Raw genomic sequence first — 15,424 nt, 5'->3', positions numbered from 1 at the left:
CCTTGCCGGATCAATTACTTAGGCTCTGCCGTTGTTGTGCCGATTTTATGTTTGAGCTGATGGGACGGTCGCATGGGGGGAAAGACACTTACGCGCGCCGACCTTGCCGAGGCCGTCTACCGAAAGGTCGGTCTGTCGCGCACTGAATCCGCCGAACTCGTCGAGGCGGTGCTGGACGAAATCTGCGAAGCGATCGTGCGCGGCGAGACGGTGAAGCTGTCGTCTTTCGCGACATTTCATGTCCGCTCCAAGAATGAGCGGATCGGGCGCAATCCCAAGACCGGGGAGGAAGTACCGATCCTGCCGCGCCGGGTGATGACCTTCAAATCGTCCAACGTCCTGAAGAACCGCATCCTGCGTTCCCACCAGAACAGCAAGGCCAAGGGCGGCAAATAGCCTCCATTGCACGGTTGAAAACCGGCTCCGCGACAACGGCGGACTTGAATATTGCTTCACAAACCGCTGAAATAAGGCCCGATTCGGCAGCATGGCCGGATGGGTGTTCTGGCTTATGATCGATTCCGCACCTGCGGAACAAGCTCTTCTCATTGTTGAGCGGGATCTCGTCGGAGCACCGTTCCGGGCTACACGCCAGCGTGAGGATTTCGCCCATGGACAAGAGCCCTGACGCCTTCCGCACCATCAGCGAGGTCGCTGAAGATCTCGACCTGCCACAGCATGTGCTGCGTTTCTGGGAGACGCGCTTCAACCAGATCAAGCCGATGAAGCGTGGCGGCGGCCGCCGCTACTACCGGCCGCAGGATGTCGAACTGATCAAGGGCATCCGCCATATGCTCTATGACCAGGGCTACACCATCAAGGGCGTGCAAAAGCTGCTGCGGGAAAACGGCAATCATTTCCTGGTCGCCATCGGCAATGGCGACATGGCCGCCGTCGAGGCGATCTCGCAGCGCAAGCAGGCCGATCAGGTGCCGCTGACGCCGGCAGCCCAACCGCGCGGCGGAGATGACGAACTGGTTGGCCAGCCAAGGGTCAAGCCCAGCCGCCGCTTTTTCGGCCTGGGCAAGGGCGACGAGGAAGGTCCGGTTGCGCCGGACGCGTCGAAGCTCTCGCGTGACAACCGCGCGCTGCTGCAGGAAGCGCTGTTTGACCTCCTGGAATGCAAGCGCCTGCTCGACCAGGTGCGCTGACCGCCGCGAAGCGCTTTAAAGCCTCGAAACTGGAACTCGCTTTGGGGTGAGGCGTTAGGTTTCCTTCTGCAAGACAAGGAAACGCATGATGGCATCATTTTCGACCCTTTCGGACATCGACCTCGAAAAGCAGGTCGCGGCTCTCTCGAGGGAACTCGCCGCGTTGCGCAAGGCAGTGTCGAAGCGGGGTGGCGCTTACTATGAAGACGGCCGTGATGCTGCTCTTGATACGTATTCGGATCTTGCGGAGCGTCTGCGCGATGCCATGCCGGCAATCCGCAAACAGGGCAGGGTGATCGAGAAATCGGCACGCGAACATCCGGCGGCGGCCGCAGCGGTCGGTCTTGTCGTACTCGGTCTGGTCGCCAGCCTGCTGTTCAGCCGGCGCTGACTGCTACCCAAGAATTTCCAGAGAGAAAATGGCGGCTCGCCCTCCGGCGCGGCCGCTATTCCCATTGACGTCAGTGGTTTGCGATACCGCTCCGGAATCTGGCCGAAGCGCGTCGGCGTAGAGGCGCACGGCACCGCTGTGCTGCCGGTGCAGAAAGGCGGATCGATCGATCCGCCACAGCCGCTCGATTCCGCGCGATCGCCGGGTTTGTCCAGTAGTCCCGGCCTGGCATTGTGACCAGGAGAAAACCAGCCTTGGACAAGAAGCCAGGGCTGGTCTTCTCGTTGCGGTACTTAGGCCTTGTTGCCCATCTTCTTCATGTGATGATGGTGGTGGCGATGATGGTGACGGTGATGATGGTGGTGACGATGGTGATGATGCTTTGCCATTGAGGCCGCGTCCGCGCTTGTCGCGCCGACCACCGGCACCGCGAAAGCGATTGCAGCTGCAAGCCCGAGGGCCGAGAGGAGGGATTTCTTCATTGGATCGTTTCCTTTTTCGCAAGCAGGTATCGATCGGGCCGATATCCCGACCGCCGCGAACGGAATTACGCTCCCGAATTTTTTCGTCAGTATTTCCCGATTGTAGAATCTTGTTTCTGAACTGTTTCCCAGGAACCGGCTTCCTGCCCCATGATCGCCAGGGCCGAAGCCGGCTGCTTTGGCTTACATGGGCGGGATCACACCATTGTTTCCGACCACGACGCGGCTGGAACTCAGCGTGCCGTCCGCCTCGCGCTGAGCGGTAACGAAGACCGTCGCACTTGGTTTGAGATCGGTCGGGGCGGCCGGCGCGAAAGTCACGACAGGCGTGCCGTCGGGGATCGAGATATTCTTCGTCTGCCCATTGTCATAGGTCAGCGTCACGGCACGCCCGTTTATGTCGGTGACGTCCGCGACGGTGCGTTGGTCATGCGGCTGTTCGGCTCCAGGTCCCAGGGGCGATCACCCTCGCCAGTGCCTTTCAAGGCCGCTGGAAAGACCACCACTTCCAGCGCGCCGCTGCCGCCGTCAGCCTTGGAGACGGAGGCGATGCCGACGAAATCGCCCTGCTTTATGTCTTTTACCGATGCGTTGGCGACGCCTGAAAGCTTCCAGCCGTCTTTCAGCTTGATCGCGGCCGTGTCGCCTTGACGGGTTTTCACGGTCAGCAGCGACGGCTCGAAACTGACCACCGTGCCGCGCACGCGCAATGTGTCAGCCGCGTGCGCGCTGGCCACACCGATGCCGGAAAGCATGGAAATGGTGCCGAGCACGAGGAGAGGTGTCTTGAGGTTCATTGGAGTATCCTTTTGGGAAAGGCTGGCCGGAAGGAATGGTTTCACGCCAGCGACGTCGAGATAACGAACGGGTGGGGCGAAACTGCCGGGCAAAACCCGCTCGCGCGTTCAAAACAACTTGATCGGGACAGGGCGTGGCAGCCCCATGGGCATCCGGGTCACGATGCCGTGACGGCCAGATTGGCGCTTGGCAAATCGCTGGCGAGAGGGCATCTTCCAGCTCGTCTCAGGCAACATCCCATTTTGATCAAACGCTTTCAGCCAACGGAGTTGCCAATGCCCAACAATGCAAAAAGCCACGCCCCCTCCGAACCATTAGCCAACGAGATCGGACCGGACTACAACGCCCTCAGGGCAATGCGGGAAACGCGCGGGTACAGCCTCGAAGCGCTTTCGCTGACCTGCGGCCTCTCGGTCGAAGAGATCGGGGATATCGAGAGCGGCCGGGCGGCCGACCCGGCGAAGCTGCGTCGTATTGCGTCCGCGCTTCGTCTGCCGCAGGATGCTCCTATTGCTTCCGCCGTACCGACGCTGGCCGCACAAGGCCGGCCTCAGGCATAGAATCGGCGCCAGGGCATGCGCGAGAAACCCGCCAAGGTCGCTTGGCGGGTTTCTTGTGGATGCCATAGCGTTCGCCTGCAGGCCGGGCTTGCCGATTTGCAGAACTTGCCGATTTGCAGATCGCACGTGTCCATATGCGCGGTATCCATCCGCGCCAAACGCATCCGCCGTGCAGGGGGTCTGAACCGTGAGTTTTTCGACATGAGCCTGGATTCCGTCGGTGCCTTCTTCGCGGCTCGCGCGCCTGATATCGAGGTCGTCGTCACGCAATCAAGTTCGGCGACGGTGGCGCTGGCGGCGGAGGCGCATGGTGTGTTGCCGGCGCAGATCGCCAAGACGATCTGCCTTCGCGTCGGCGAGCGCACCATGCTGGTCGTGACCAGCGGCATCGCCAGGCTCGACAACCGCAAGTTCAAGGACCAGTTTGGCGGCAAGCCACGCATGCTGGACGCGCAAGAGGTTGTCGCTGCCACGAGCCATCCGGTCGGCGGTGTCTGCCCGTTCGGCCTGCCGTCGCCGCTGCCGGTTTATTGCGACGTCTCGCTGCGCCAATTCGACGAAGTCGTCCCCGCCGCCGGCGCCACCAATGCCGCTGTCCGGATTGTACCACAGCGCATGGCCGATCTTACCGATGCCGAGTGGGTCGATGTGTGCCAAGCGTAGCGCCGGATCCAATCCAGAGCCGGCGGGCAAAGGAACACGCGATTCGAAAATTGGGTGATGCGGCAGGGCGGACTTTTGGGGGCAAGTCCTGCTTCAAAATGGTCGGAGTGGCCGGATTCGAACCGACGACCCCTTGACCCCCAGTCAAGTGCGCTACCGGGCTGCGCTACACTCCGGACCGGTCGCGATGTATCGTGATAACCCGGCTCGGGTCAACCGAAATTCGGCGTTAATCGTGCCGGTGCGGATGTGATGGCTGGTGGACCCAGAATACCGGCCGCAATAGCCGCTGATGGCGATATTCGAGTGCTATGGCGCCCCAGATCAAGCCGAGCAGCAGATACATATGGCGCCAGTGGTCGATGTCGATGAAGGTGCCGAGCCCGACATTGCCGATGAAGGCGACGTAGGCGCATAGGAGGTAAGGCTGCCACGGCCGGTCGCGCAGCAGGATGCGAAATCCGGCTGAGATCGTCCAGACGACCAGCGTCAGGAACGAGACGAAGCCGAGCCAGCCATAGTCCATCAGCATCTTCAGCCAGATGTCGTGTGTGTCCTCGCCGAAGATCGTGCCGAAGACCAGCGGCCCGATGCCGAATGGGTGCTCCATCGCCATCTGAAAACCGAGCGTGTAGCGGGCGAAGCGGCCCAGGCGTGCGGTGTCGTAGCTCTGTTCCAGATGCGCGCGGTTGGAGAACATCTCCGACACACCGGGCAGCTGCAAGATGACGATGATGGCGATGGCCAGCAGCGACAGCGCGGCGATCGTCATGATCACCACGCGGAGCCGGAACATGCCGCTGGCGCTCTGCAGGAACAGGCAGCCGGTGAGCAGGATGGCCGAGACCGCGAACATGCCCCAGGCACCACGCGAGAAGGAGAAGAAAATGCCGGCGCTGATGATCAGCAGCGGCACAGCCAGCAGCGGCATACGCGTGACTGGGCCCGTCAGCAGTAAATAGAGCAGATAGATGCCGGGCAGCACCAGGAACGGCCCGAACACATTTGGGTCCTGGAAGGCGCCGGCGGCGCGGTCGTATTTGGTGAAAATTTCGGCACCGGGGAAGGCGTGGAAATAGCCCGCTATGCCAAGCAGCGACGTCGCCACCGCCGAAACGACATAGGCATTGAAGATCAGCCGGTAGAGGTTCGGCTGCGTGGCCGTAACCGATGCGAAAAACACCGCGCTGAAAGCGAGAAACAGCGACACGGCCAGATAAAGCGGGGTGTTGGCGAGATCCGCCATCTGCGTCATGGAAATCATGCCGCCGATGTTCATCGTCACCAGCAGCACCAGAAGCGGCATGGCCGCGCGCGATATCCTCAGGCCGAACAGCGCCCAGATGGCGATCAGCGCGGCCATGTAGATTTCGTAAGGCGCCGGCTCGCTGATGACGAAGCCCGACAGAAGAATGCCGAGCACGACCGCGCTCGAGGAGATCAGCGTGATCAGCTTGGCGTTGACCGCCGCGCGCGGCAGATCATGGCTGATCGCGCTCAATAGGCGTTTTCCGTGTTCAAGAGCCGTACCGGCGTCAGGAACAGGATCCGCAGGTCGAAAAGCAGCGACCAGTTCTCGATGTAGTAGAGGTCGTATTCCGTCCGCATGCGGATCTTTTCATTGGTGTCCATCTCGCCGCGCCAGCCATTGATCTGCGCCCAGCCGGTGACCCCGGGCTTGACCTTGTGGCGCGCGAAATAGCCGTCGACCACCTCGTTGTAGAGCAGGTTGTGCGACTGCGCGGCAATGGCGTGCGGGCGCGGACCGATGAGCGACAGCGAGCCCAGCAGCGAGTTGAAGAACTGCGGCAGTTCGTCGATAGAGGTCTTGCGGATGAAGCGGCCGACACGGGTGACGCGCGGATCGTTCTTGGTCACCGTCTGCTTGGCGGTCGGATCCGACCGGTCGGTGTACATGGAGCGGAACTTGTAGACCTCGATGATCTCGTTGTTGAAGCCATGCCGCTTCTGCTTGAACAGCACCGGTCCCTTGCTGTCGAGCTTGATGGCGATCGCGGCGGCCAGCATCACAGGCGAGAACACGACGATGCCGATGAGGCTGAAGATGATGTCGAAGGCGCGCTTGGCGACCGAATCCCAATCGTTGATCGGCTTGTCGAAGATGTCGAGCATCGGTACTGAACCGATGTAGGAGTAGGCGCGCGGACGGAATTGCAGCGCGTTGGAATGCGCCGACAGCCGGATGTCGACCGGCAGCACCCACAGTTTCTTCAGCAATTGCAGCACGCGCGATTCGGCGGTCAGCGGCAACGACACGATCAGCATGTCGATGCGGGCAATGCGGGCGAATTCGATCAGTTCCGAAATCGTGCCGAGCTTGGGATAACCGGCGACGAGGGATGGCGAACGCTTGTCGTTGCGATCATCGAAGATGCCGCAGATGCGGATGTCGTTGTAAGGCTGCTTTTCCACCGAGCGGATGAGCACTTCCGCCGCCTTGCCGCCGCCGACGATGACGGCGCGCCGTTCCATGCTGCCATCGCGCGCCCAGCGCCGGATCAGCCTCGACATCACCAGCCTGAGACCGTAGAGGCAGATGAAGGCGACGACGAACCAGGTGCCGAACAGCAGGCGCGAATAGTCTTGCGACATCTTCATGGCGAATGCCGTCAGCGCCATCAGCGCGAAGGTGCCGGCCCAGACCAGCAGGATGCGCCCAAAATTGGCGAGCGGCCGCATCAGGGACACCACCTGGTAGCAGTCGGTGACATCGAGCAGCACCACGGCGAGGAACGATGCGGCGGCGATCGTCAGCGGATATTGCCAGGCGAGATAATTGAAGAATCCGACATAGTAGAAATAGACGCCGAGCCCCGAGACGAACAGCACCGCGAATTCGACCATGCGCAGCACGCCGCTGACCATGATCGGCGACATCGTATCGCGCCGGTATTGCGACGCGACCTGCCGGGCAACGTCGTTCATGCCGCCGGGCTTGTCGCCATCGGCAGGCCCGTCGAAGTGACGCACCGCTTCTGATGAAAAGCGGTGCGCGGGGTCGATCTCGTTCATGGAACAGTCCGCAAGCTTCCCAGGGTGATTAGCAAAAGAGAGCTAAGAAACCCTTGAAACAACCTGTGGCTTTGGACGGGCCCGAGCTAACTTTCGAGCGCGGCGAAGTAGGCCTTCTCGATTTCGGCGGCCATGACGTCGGCGCCGAAGCGCGCCCTGAGTGTGGATTCGTCAGGCATCAATCGGCGATAGGTGGCAAGGTCGCCCAGCGCCTGGCTCATTTTGTCGGCGAGCTCGGCCGGATCCGGGCGAATCAGGGCGGGGGAGCTTGAACCGAAAATCTCCGGTATGCCGCCGACCGAGGTCGCGATAACAGGTCTTGCCGCGGCAAGTGCCTCCAGCACGGTATAGGGCATGGCTTCCGCGCGCGAAGGAACGACGACGAGCGCCCCCAGCACAAAGGCCTCCCGGGCCGGCATTGGCGGCAGGAAACGGACATTGTCTTCAAGCCCGAGGCGTTTCACCTGCGCGCGGTAGCGGGGCAGGTCGTCGCCGTCGCCGACCATCACCGCACTCGGTGCGCGGCCGAGCCGGGGAGCGGCGGCGGCCAGGGCATCGATGAAGATATCCGGGCCCTTGAGGTCCCGCATCATGCCAATATAGAGCAAATCAGCCGCATCGGCCCTGGCGGCTACCGGCTCGAATTCGGTGGTGCGAAGTCCATTGTAGACCAGCGTGTTCGGGATCGGCGGTTCACCCACCTTCCTGCGGTAGGTCCGCCGCTCGTAGTCGGAGACGAACAGCAGGCAATCGGTGAAGCGCGCCATGAGATACTCGAGCGCGAAGAACAGCTTTCCGGTGGCTGTGTTCTCGTCATAGTGGAGAGAGCCGCCATGCGGCGAATAGAGGCGGGCTACGCGAGACCTTGATACCCGCAACAATGAGCCGAACAGACGGGCATAGGCGCCACCCTTGGCGCCATGTCCGTGCAGCACGTCCGGCCGCAATTCCTTGATGATCCTGTAGGTGCGCCGGGCCGAGGCGAGGTCGCCCGGGCCGACGTGACGCTGCATTGGCGTACGATGAACGCCGAGCGCCAGCATGTCCTTCATCTGCCCGAAAAGATGCTCCTCGAATTCACCGCCGGTGGTCGAGTCGCAGACGATGCCGACCATGTGGCCGGCGGCGACCTGCGCTTCCGCCAGGTCGCGCACGTGCCGGAAAATTCCTCCCACGGGTGAGCGAAAGCAGTGGACGATCCTGAGCTTGTCCGCCACGAGGTGTCTGTCAGAACAGACGTTCGCGGACGTAGACGGTATCTCCCGGCAGCAGGGGATCGGAGGTGACCACACGGCCAGTTATCACCTTGCCGTTGATATCGCGGGTGATGTCGACGCTCTCCTGGTTGGCGCGTGGCGTGAAGCCCCCGGCAATGGCGATGGCCTTCTGCACCGTCAGGCCGGGCACGTAGGAATACTGGCCGGCGGCGCCCACTTCGCCCATGACGAAGATCGGCCGGTAACGATCGATCTCGACCGAGACGTCGGGGTCGCGCAGATAGCCCTGCCGCAATTTGTCGGCGATCTCCTTTTCCATCTGCTGCGCGGTATGGCCCCGTGCCGGTATGGCGCCGACGAGCGGGAAGGAGATATAACCGGACTGGTCGACGCTATAGCTGTTGGTCAGGCCCTCCTGTTCGAACACAGTGACGCGGACCCGGTCGCCTGCGCCGAGGCGATAGGGCTGTTCGAGGACCTCGTGGAAGGCGGCCGGCGTCGGCCGGTAGCTGGAACAGCCGGCGAGCATCGAAACGGCAAGCAGTGCGCGAAACAGGGAAGCAGTGCTTTTCATGACCGGACAGGTACCTTCGACTGGCCGCTGCGATGTCGCAGCAAACATCTGGGATCGGGTCCGTTATCATCCTGTTAGGGTTAATGGCCGGTAAAGGAGCGCGCCAATAGCGTTTTAGCAGGCAAGGTTTTGCTATTTTATCGATTTTTTGTCGGCCCCGGCAAAATCCTAACGGAAGCTTACCGTGGTCTTAACGGCTGGGTTACCATAGTTGTTTACGGTGCATGCTGATCCAGTTTCGGAGTAGGGATGCATGTCCGTTCAATCCGCGGCCGCAGACGTCGACGTTGATCTTAGGCAGCTCTTCGCCAGCCTGGGACGCAACTGGCTGCGGATTCTGGTCTCCGTTCTGGTGGTGACTGGGCTTGCCTTCGTGGCTGCATCGTTCGCGACCCGCCATTACAAGGCCCAGACGCAGGTGGAGATCGCCCCGCGAGAATCGGTCTACACGCGGCCCGCCAGCAGCAATCCAGACAGCGACAAGCCGATCCTCGACGAGCAGGGCGTTGCTACCCAGGTCCAGATAATTTCGTCCAACGAGATCCTCAAGCAGGTCGCGCAGAAGCTCGGCCTGTCGCGACTGCCCGAGTTTGACGAGACGATCAACATGTCGTCGCTGAGTCGCGTGCTGATCCTGCTTGGCCTGAAGAACGACCCGATGGATGTTCCGGCCGATGAACGTGTCCTGAAGAAGATGCGCGAGAAGCTCAACGTCTACGGCGTTGAAAAGACTCGCATCATTGCCATCGAGTTCTCCTCGGAAGATCCGAAGCTCGCGGCCGCCATCCCCGATGCCATTGCCGCCGCGTACATTGCGGGGCAGGGCGCGGCCAAGAGCGAATCGAACACCGCCGCCGCCGACTTCCTGGCGCCCGAGATCGCCGACCTGTCCAAGCAGGTCAGGGATGCCGAAGCCAAGGTCGCGGCTTACCGCTCGCAGTCCGACCTCCTGATGGGCGGCAACAATTCCACCCTGGCCACCCAGCAATTGGCCGAGCTGTCGACCGAGTTGTCGCGGGTGCGGGCCAACCGGGCCGCGGCCGAAGGCACGGCCGAGAGCGTGCGCAAGGCGCTGCAGAACGGCGGATCGCTGGATTCGCTGCCGGAAGTGCTGTCTTCCGATCTGATCCAGCGCTTGCGGGAGCGCCAGGTCGAGCTGCGCGCCAACATCGCCGATCTGTCGACGACGCTGCTTGACAATCATCCGCGTGTTCGCGCGGCCAAATCGCAACTGACCGATCTCGACGCGCAGATCCGCAGCGAAGCCCAGAAGATCATGAAGGGCCTGGCGATGCAGGCCGATGCCGCCAAGGCGCGCGAAAGCCAGCTCGTCGCCGACGTCAACACGCTCAAGGCTGCTTCGGCGCAGGCCGGTGAGCAGCAGGTCGGTCTCGACGCGCTGCAGCGCGATGCCGCCGCCAAGCGCCAGCAGCTCGAACTCTACCTGACCAATTATCGCGAGGCGGCGTCGCGTCAGGATCGCAATTATATCCCGGTCGACGCCCGCATCGCCTCACCGGCTTCGGTCCCCGCAGAGCCATACTTCCCCAAGGTCGGGCCGATCGTCGGTGCTGCCGCCGCGGCTTCCCTTCTGCTGGCGGCCGTGTTCACGCTGCTGCGGGAGCTTTTCTCGGGCCGTGCCATGCGCCCGGCCAGGGGCGCGCGGTTTGAGCCGATCGACGAGGTGACGATGCCGCCGGCCGCCTATCAGGAGCCGTCCACCCGCCTCGAACCGGCTGTCGCCACTGAGCGCGCCACTCGCACCGCCGACGTATCATGGCCCGAAACGGTCACCGAAACACCGGCCCAGCCGCGGCCCGCCGCCGAGGTCGAGCCCGTCGCCAAAGCGGAGCCTATCGTCGAGCCTGAACCCTTGACCAAATCTGGACCCTTGGCAGAGCCTGAGCCCACGGTTGAGCCGGAACCCGTGGAGGTTCGGCGGCCGCGCTCCGTGCTCGGCGAGATCGACGTCGAGAAGGCAGCCGAGAAGCTGATCGCCAGCGGGGCCGCGCGCGCCATATTCGTTTCCCCCGAGGGCGATGAAGCGGCGGCGTCGGCGATCCTGGTGGCGCGCGAGGTTTCCGACGCCGGACTGCGCGTCCTGCTGCTCGACCTCACTGCCTCAGGGGCTGCCTCGCGCCCGATGCTGGACAGCGGGCTTTTCCCCGGCATCACCAATCTGCTGGCGTCGCAGGCGCAGTTCAGCGACGTGATCCATGGCGACCTCTATTCCGACTGCCATGTCATCCCCGTCGGCACCGCCGATCCGGTCCGTGCCATGCGTGCCGCCGATCGGCTGCCGATCATAATGCAGTCGTTGACAACAGCCTACGATCTGGTGGTGGTCGAGTGCGGGCCGGCCGATGCACAAGGCATCAGCCGTTTGGGCGGCGAGGCCACCGAGGTGTTCTTGTCCATGCTGGAGGCCGACGACGAGGTGACGCAGGCCGCGGTCAAGCTGATCGAGAGCGGCTATCCCGACCTGACGCTGGTGACGCCGCTCGGCCACGAGCCGCCAGGCAATCCGGTGCCGGGGCGGCGTTCGGCTGCTTGAGATAACAGCTGTTCAGAGGCCCATCAGGTCTATTCGAGTTCCAGCGTCGTCACATCGAATATCCTGTTGGCGTATTGGGGCTAGTTTTCGTCTTCCGTGGGCACGGGCGCTGTCTGTCCAACGGCCTTGCGGCGCAGCAGCTTGGTGAGCTTCCAGATTGCCGGGCTGTTCTTGACAAAGGCCTTCAGCCGCGCGCCCTGCCGAAGCGCCTGTCCCAGCGCACGGCCCTTGAGCGTCAGCGGGATGAGGACTTCGAAATGCCGGGTTTCGATATCGCACCATAACCGTTTGTAAGGCTCGTCTCCGACGGAGAAATCATAAACCGCGAACCCGCTCCGGCAGGCATCCTGGATGTTGTCGAAGAACAGGAAGTCGCCCGGGCTGGTGTGGGCAAGATCATCCTCGGCGATCGCTCCGAACTCGCAGATCAGCCGCCTGCCCGAGCGGCTCGCTCCAGTGACGGCGCGCAGCTTGCCGGCGACTTCCAGCCCGTGCAGCACGAAGCAAGGCTTGTCCTCGGCAAGTGCTTGCTTGAACAGCCCGCGGAAGAAGGCGCGTGTCCGGTCGTCACCGAAGACGTTGGCGAGGCCCATCTTGCGGAAGCGCTGTTCCTTCATCTCGAAGAACGCGTCGAGCAGCCTCTCCACGTCGTCGGCACTGCTCGCCTCGATGCGCCGGTGGCTACCGACAGCCTCGAACTTGCGCGTCTGCGAACGATGCTTCTTGCGTTTGCGCTTGCCGCTGGCGCGCAGCAGCAGCGCATCGAATCCGCCGCTGAGGTCGACGGCCAGCGAAAGATTGGGGCTGGCGAAGTGATCGAGCGATGCCAGCGGATTGGCGATGCCGTCGAGATCGGGCAGCAATCTTTCCAGCGCGATGAGATCGATATCGGGGCGGAATTTGGCGATCGCCGCGAGCATCGACTGGATGGCCGTGAGGTCGCCGCTGGCCAGCCATTGCGGTTCGGCGGCGCAGAAATTGCCATTGGCGTGGCGGCCGCCCATGAACTGGGCGACCCGCAACGGGCCGCGCTTGACCACCTCCAACGCCAGTGCGAAGGCCGGCTTGCCCTCCAGTTCCAGCGTGGCAATGAGCAGATCGGGCCTGACCTCGGCGGCCCAATTCAACACCCATGCCGCACTTTGCGCTGGAGCATAGAGCGTCGAACGACAGAACGTCGCATATGCCGCGAGCCCCTCGGCGGCGGCAATGGAAACTAACGGCCCCGCGGCATTTCTGGGTAGCGTGCGTGGCGAGGTCTGGCTCGCCGCGAGCCGCTTGCCATCAAATGACGCGGTTGCGTCAACCATACCTCAATCCTTAAGGCGTATTGATCCCGATTTGGGGCGCGCTCGGGCGTATTCCGTGCTTGGTTAGCCTAGGCGCAAAAGGTGAATGAATGATCGACGGTGGGGAGGCAATCCGGAAACTGGCGCTCAACGTCGCCCGTTATACCGGCCTCGCACCGCTGGCCAGGCCGTTTGTCGGCGGCATTGGCGCCATCCTGATGCTGCATCGCGTGACGGCGACGCCCGAAAAGCCCGACAGCGTCAACCGGCACCTCAACATCGCGCCCAGTTTCCTCGATGCCGTGATCGCCGACATGAAAGCGGGCGGCTATGCCTTCGTTTCGATGGATGAAGCGGTGGAGCGTATCGAGGCAGGCGGCAAGGGCGGCCGGTTCGCCACCATCACCGCCGACGATGCCTATCGCGACAACATGACCGAGGCCCTGCCGGTGCTGGAAAAGCATGGCACGCCGCTCACCATCTATGTGGCGCCCGGGCTGATCGATGGCTCCGCCCACCTTTGGTGGGATGTGGTGGAGGATATCGTCAATGCATGCGACCGCCTGACTTTGGCCACATCGAACGGCCCTGCGGTGATCGATTGCGGGACCCCCGCCAGGAAACATCAGGCCATTGCCCGCTTGCATGCCTATTTCACCACCGAGGTCCGCGAGGAAGACCTGCGGAGCGTGCTGCGCGGTCTCGCCGCGTCGCATGATGTCGACGCCGACGCCCCGCGCCTGCGCACGCTGATGAACTGGGATGAGATCCGCGCCGTCGCCGCGCACCCGCTGGTGACGATAGGCGCCCACACGATCAACCACAGCAACCTGAAGCGGCTTTCCGAGGCCGATGCGCGGTGCGAGATCGGCGCCGTCAAGGACATGCTGCTGAGCGGACTTGGCGAGGAGCCGCGCCATTTCGCCTATCCCTATGGCTATGCCAGCGCCGTCGGCTGCCGCGAAGTGGGCTTTGCGCGCGACGCCGGCTATGCCTCAGCCGTGACCACCCGCCACGGCGTGCTGCGCGCCGAACATGCCGGCTTCCTGCATGCCTTGCCGCGCATTTCGGTCAATGGCCGCTACCAGAGCCTCGCCCACATCCGCACCATGCTGTCGGGCGTGACGACCCCGCTCGCCAATGCCGGCAAGATGGTCGTTACCGTCTGACGTACGGCGTGACCGGGCAGGGCTCAGCGCTTAGTCCGCGGCTCCAGCATCAGCCATTTGATGATGCCCATTGCCGGCAGCACCCAGAGCAGGCCGCTGACGAGGAAGAACAGGAATTGCACCAGTGCGCCTGATTCCGACAGGCGGGCGACGGCGAAGATCGAGGCGACCAGCGCGTAGATGATGACCAGCGCCAACAGCAGGAACATTCCGATCAGTTTTTTCAGGCGAATGGGCATGTCTTGGCCTCGTTGATGGCTACCGCTTAGGCCGAACGCAAGGCACGCGCAACCCACGACACCGGGCGCGACGGCGTGCCGCGCTGCGCGGCCTTGCCAGCAGGAGTGCGATGGTTCACCAATCCGCGACATTCAACCTGCCGGGACATATCCATGGCCGCCATCACCGCCGCCGCGCCCTATCAGGCCCGCGACCGCGACCTGCACAACCGGGCACTCGTGCGCGGCTGGCTCTACGTCGTGCTCCTGGTGCTGTTCGCGCTGGTGCTGGTTGGCGGCGCCACGCGGTTGACCGAATCCGGCCTTTCGATCACCGAATGGCAGCCGATCCATGGCGTCGTCCCGCCGCTCAACGACGCCGAGTGGCAGGAGGAATTCCAGCGCTATCAACAGATCCCGCAATACGCCGAACTCAACAAGGGCATGAGCGTCGAGGCGTTCAAGTCGATCTTCTGGTGGGAATGGGCGCATCGCCTGCTGGCGCGCAGCGTCGGCCTGGTCTTTGCCTTGCCGCTGCTGGTCTTCTGGGCGACGCATCGCATCGAGCGCGGCCTTGGGCCGAAACTGGTCGGCATTCTGCTTCTCGGCGGCCTGCAGGGGGCCATCGGCTGGTGGATGGTGGCGTCCGGCCTGGTCGACCGCGTGTCGGTGAGCCAGTACAGGCTGGCGACGCATCTCACGCTGGCGGCACTTATCTTTACCGCGACCATGGTCGTCGCGCGTGGCCTTGCGCCGCATTCCGAACCCGCGGCCGATCGCTCGACGCAGCGGCTGGCTGGTTTCATCGTGCTTCTGGCGCTGGTCCAGATCTATCTCGGCGGCCTGGTTGCCGGTCTCGACGCCGGCATGAGCTACAACACCTGGCCGCTGATGGACGGCCGGATCATCCCCGGCGATCTGCTCGTCCTCGAGCCGGCGTGGCGCAATTTCTTCGAAAGTCCGAAAACGGTGCAGTTCATCCATCGGCTTGGCGCCTATACGGTCTTCGCCGTCGCGCTCTGGCACATGATCGCCACGCGTCTGCGTCTGCCGGGCTCAACGCATGCGCGACGCGCGACACTGTTGTTCATGCTGGTGCTGGTGCAGGCTTCGATCGGTATTGGTACGCTGCTGATGCAGGTGCCCCTGCACATGGCGCTGACCCATCAGGCTTTCGCGCTCGTCGTGCTGGGCTTTGCCGCCGCGCATTGGCGCGGCACCAAGGGCGCCTATCCCTTACCCAACGAGATTGCCGTCGGACGTTGAGTGCAGCCGATCACATCCAGAATTCGTTCGACTGGGTCGTCTTCTCGCCGTCGAATTCA

General features: G+C 63.0%; 15 protein-coding genes, 1 tRNA gene and 1 pseudogene. 9 read left to right on the top strand and 8 right to left on the bottom strand.

Annotated elements, in window-relative coordinates:
- The first annotated feature begins 72 nt into the window (after positions 1 to 72).
- The 4 genes from LB516_RS03775 (at position 73) to LB516_RS03760 (ending at position 1,934) form a co-directional block, all read left to right on the top strand.
- Positions 73 to 396: an integration host factor subunit alpha gene (locus LB516_RS03775; RefSeq protein WP_010915609.1), complete on the top strand. Its 324-nt coding sequence runs from the start codon at positions 73 to 75 to the stop codon at positions 394 to 396.
- 215 nt (positions 397 to 611) lie between these two features.
- Positions 612 to 1,151, top strand: a complete 540-nt coding sequence (locus LB516_RS03770) for a MerR family transcriptional regulator (protein ID WP_015318228.1) — start codon at positions 612 to 614, stop codon at positions 1,149 to 1,151.
- 88 nt (positions 1,152 to 1,239) lie between these two features.
- A complete protein-coding gene (locus LB516_RS03765) occupies positions 1,240 to 1,542 on the top strand; it encodes a hypothetical protein (protein WP_015318227.1) in 303 nt (100 codons plus the stop codon).
- A gap of 254 nt (positions 1,543 to 1,796) precedes the next feature.
- The gene (locus tag LB516_RS03760; protein ID WP_224718967.1) at positions 1,797 to 1,934 is read left to right on the top strand and encodes a hypothetical protein; all 138 of its coding nucleotides are present in this window, start codon (positions 1,797 to 1,799) and stop codon (positions 1,932 to 1,934) included.
- A gap of 273 nt (positions 1,935 to 2,207) precedes the next feature.
- Here LB516_RS03760 and LB516_RS03755 read toward each other — a convergent pair.
- A pseudogene (locus LB516_RS03755) lies at positions 2,208 to 2,821 on the bottom strand (hypothetical protein).
- 276 nt (positions 2,822 to 3,097) lie between these two features.
- On the opposite strand from LB516_RS03755, the gene LB516_RS03750 reads away from it, so the two are divergent.
- Together LB516_RS03750 and LB516_RS03745 are read left to right on the top strand one after the other, a co-directional pair.
- Positions 3,098 to 3,382 carry a helix-turn-helix domain-containing protein gene (locus LB516_RS03750; RefSeq protein ID WP_140823700.1) on the top strand — a complete coding sequence of 95 codons (285 nt, stop codon included), beginning with the start codon at positions 3,098 to 3,100 and terminating at the stop codon, positions 3,380 to 3,382.
- Between the two features lie 201 nt (positions 3,383 to 3,583).
- Positions 3,584 to 4,045: a YbaK/EbsC family protein gene (locus tag LB516_RS03745; protein WP_015318223.1), complete on the top strand. Its 462-nt coding sequence runs from the start codon at positions 3,584 to 3,586 to the stop codon at positions 4,043 to 4,045.
- Between the two features lie 99 nt (positions 4,046 to 4,144).
- On the opposite strand, the gene LB516_RS03740 is transcribed toward LB516_RS03745, so the two are convergent.
- The 5 genes from LB516_RS03740 to LB516_RS03720 form a co-directional block, all read right to left on the bottom strand.
- Positions 4,145 to 4,221: transfer RNA gene (locus tag LB516_RS03740), tRNA-Pro, on the bottom strand.
- A gap of 53 nt (positions 4,222 to 4,274) precedes the next feature.
- Positions 4,275 to 5,546 (bottom strand): O-antigen ligase family protein, encoded by a 1,272-nt coding sequence (locus LB516_RS03735; protein ID WP_224718966.1) that lies wholly within the window; start codon positions 5,544 to 5,546, stop codon positions 4,275 to 4,277.
- On the bottom strand, positions 5,543 to 7,078 hold the full coding sequence (locus LB516_RS03730) for an undecaprenyl-phosphate glucose phosphotransferase (RefSeq protein WP_140617042.1): 1,536 nt from the start codon (positions 7,076 to 7,078) through the stop codon (positions 5,543 to 5,545). Before LB516_RS03730 ends, LB516_RS03735 begins: the two co-directional genes overlap by 4 nt.
- An 86-nt stretch (positions 7,079 to 7,164) precedes the next feature.
- On the bottom strand, positions 7,165 to 8,295 hold the full coding sequence (locus LB516_RS03725) for a glycosyltransferase (protein WP_140617041.1): 1,131 nt from the start codon (positions 8,293 to 8,295) through the stop codon (positions 7,165 to 7,167).
- 10 nt (positions 8,296 to 8,305) lie between these two features.
- Entirely contained in the window at positions 8,306 to 8,869 is a 564-nt protein-coding gene (locus LB516_RS03720) for a polysaccharide biosynthesis/export family protein (RefSeq protein WP_041163468.1), read from the bottom strand.
- Between the two features lie 253 nt (positions 8,870 to 9,122).
- Here LB516_RS03720 and LB516_RS03715 point away from each other — a divergent pair, with 253 nt between their 5' ends.
- Positions 9,123 to 11,423, top strand: coding sequence for a GumC family protein (locus LB516_RS03715; protein ID WP_224718965.1), 2,301 nt, complete (start codon positions 9,123 to 9,125; stop codon positions 11,421 to 11,423).
- An 80-nt stretch (positions 11,424 to 11,503) separates the two neighbouring features.
- Here the strand turns inward: LB516_RS03715 and LB516_RS03710 are convergent, their stop codons facing one another.
- Positions 11,504 to 12,733 (bottom strand): GNAT family N-acetyltransferase, encoded by a 1,230-nt coding sequence (locus LB516_RS03710; RefSeq protein ID WP_224718964.1) that lies wholly within the window; start codon positions 12,731 to 12,733, stop codon positions 11,504 to 11,506.
- 89 nt (positions 12,734 to 12,822) lie between these two features.
- Here LB516_RS03710 and LB516_RS03705 point away from each other — a divergent pair, with 89 nt between their 5' ends.
- Positions 12,823 to 13,881 (top strand): polysaccharide deacetylase family protein, encoded by a 1,059-nt coding sequence (locus LB516_RS03705; protein ID WP_224718963.1) that lies wholly within the window; start codon positions 12,823 to 12,825, stop codon positions 13,879 to 13,881.
- 23 nt (positions 13,882 to 13,904) lie between these two features.
- Here LB516_RS03705 and LB516_RS03700 read toward each other — a convergent pair whose 3' ends face one another.
- Positions 13,905 to 14,120, bottom strand: coding sequence for a DUF2842 domain-containing protein (locus LB516_RS03700; RefSeq protein WP_015318215.1), 216 nt, complete (start codon positions 14,118 to 14,120; stop codon positions 13,905 to 13,907).
- Between the two features lie 153 nt (positions 14,121 to 14,273).
- Between LB516_RS03700 and LB516_RS03695 the strand changes: the two genes are divergently transcribed.
- The gene (locus LB516_RS03695; RefSeq protein WP_224718962.1) at positions 14,274 to 15,365 is read left to right on the top strand and encodes a COX15/CtaA family protein; all 1,092 of its coding nucleotides are present in this window, start codon (positions 14,274 to 14,276) and stop codon (positions 15,363 to 15,365) included.
- The last annotated feature ends 59 nt before the right edge of the window (positions 15,366 to 15,424 follow it).

The organism is Mesorhizobium sp. CO1-1-7 (genome assembly GCF_020164885.1).
In the GTDB taxonomy this organism is placed as follows: Bacteria; Pseudomonadota; Alphaproteobacteria; order Rhizobiales; family Rhizobiaceae; genus Mesorhizobium; species Mesorhizobium australicum.
Note: the sequence above shows the minus strand (reverse complement) of the source record. Positions and strands in the feature narration are given on the sequence as shown.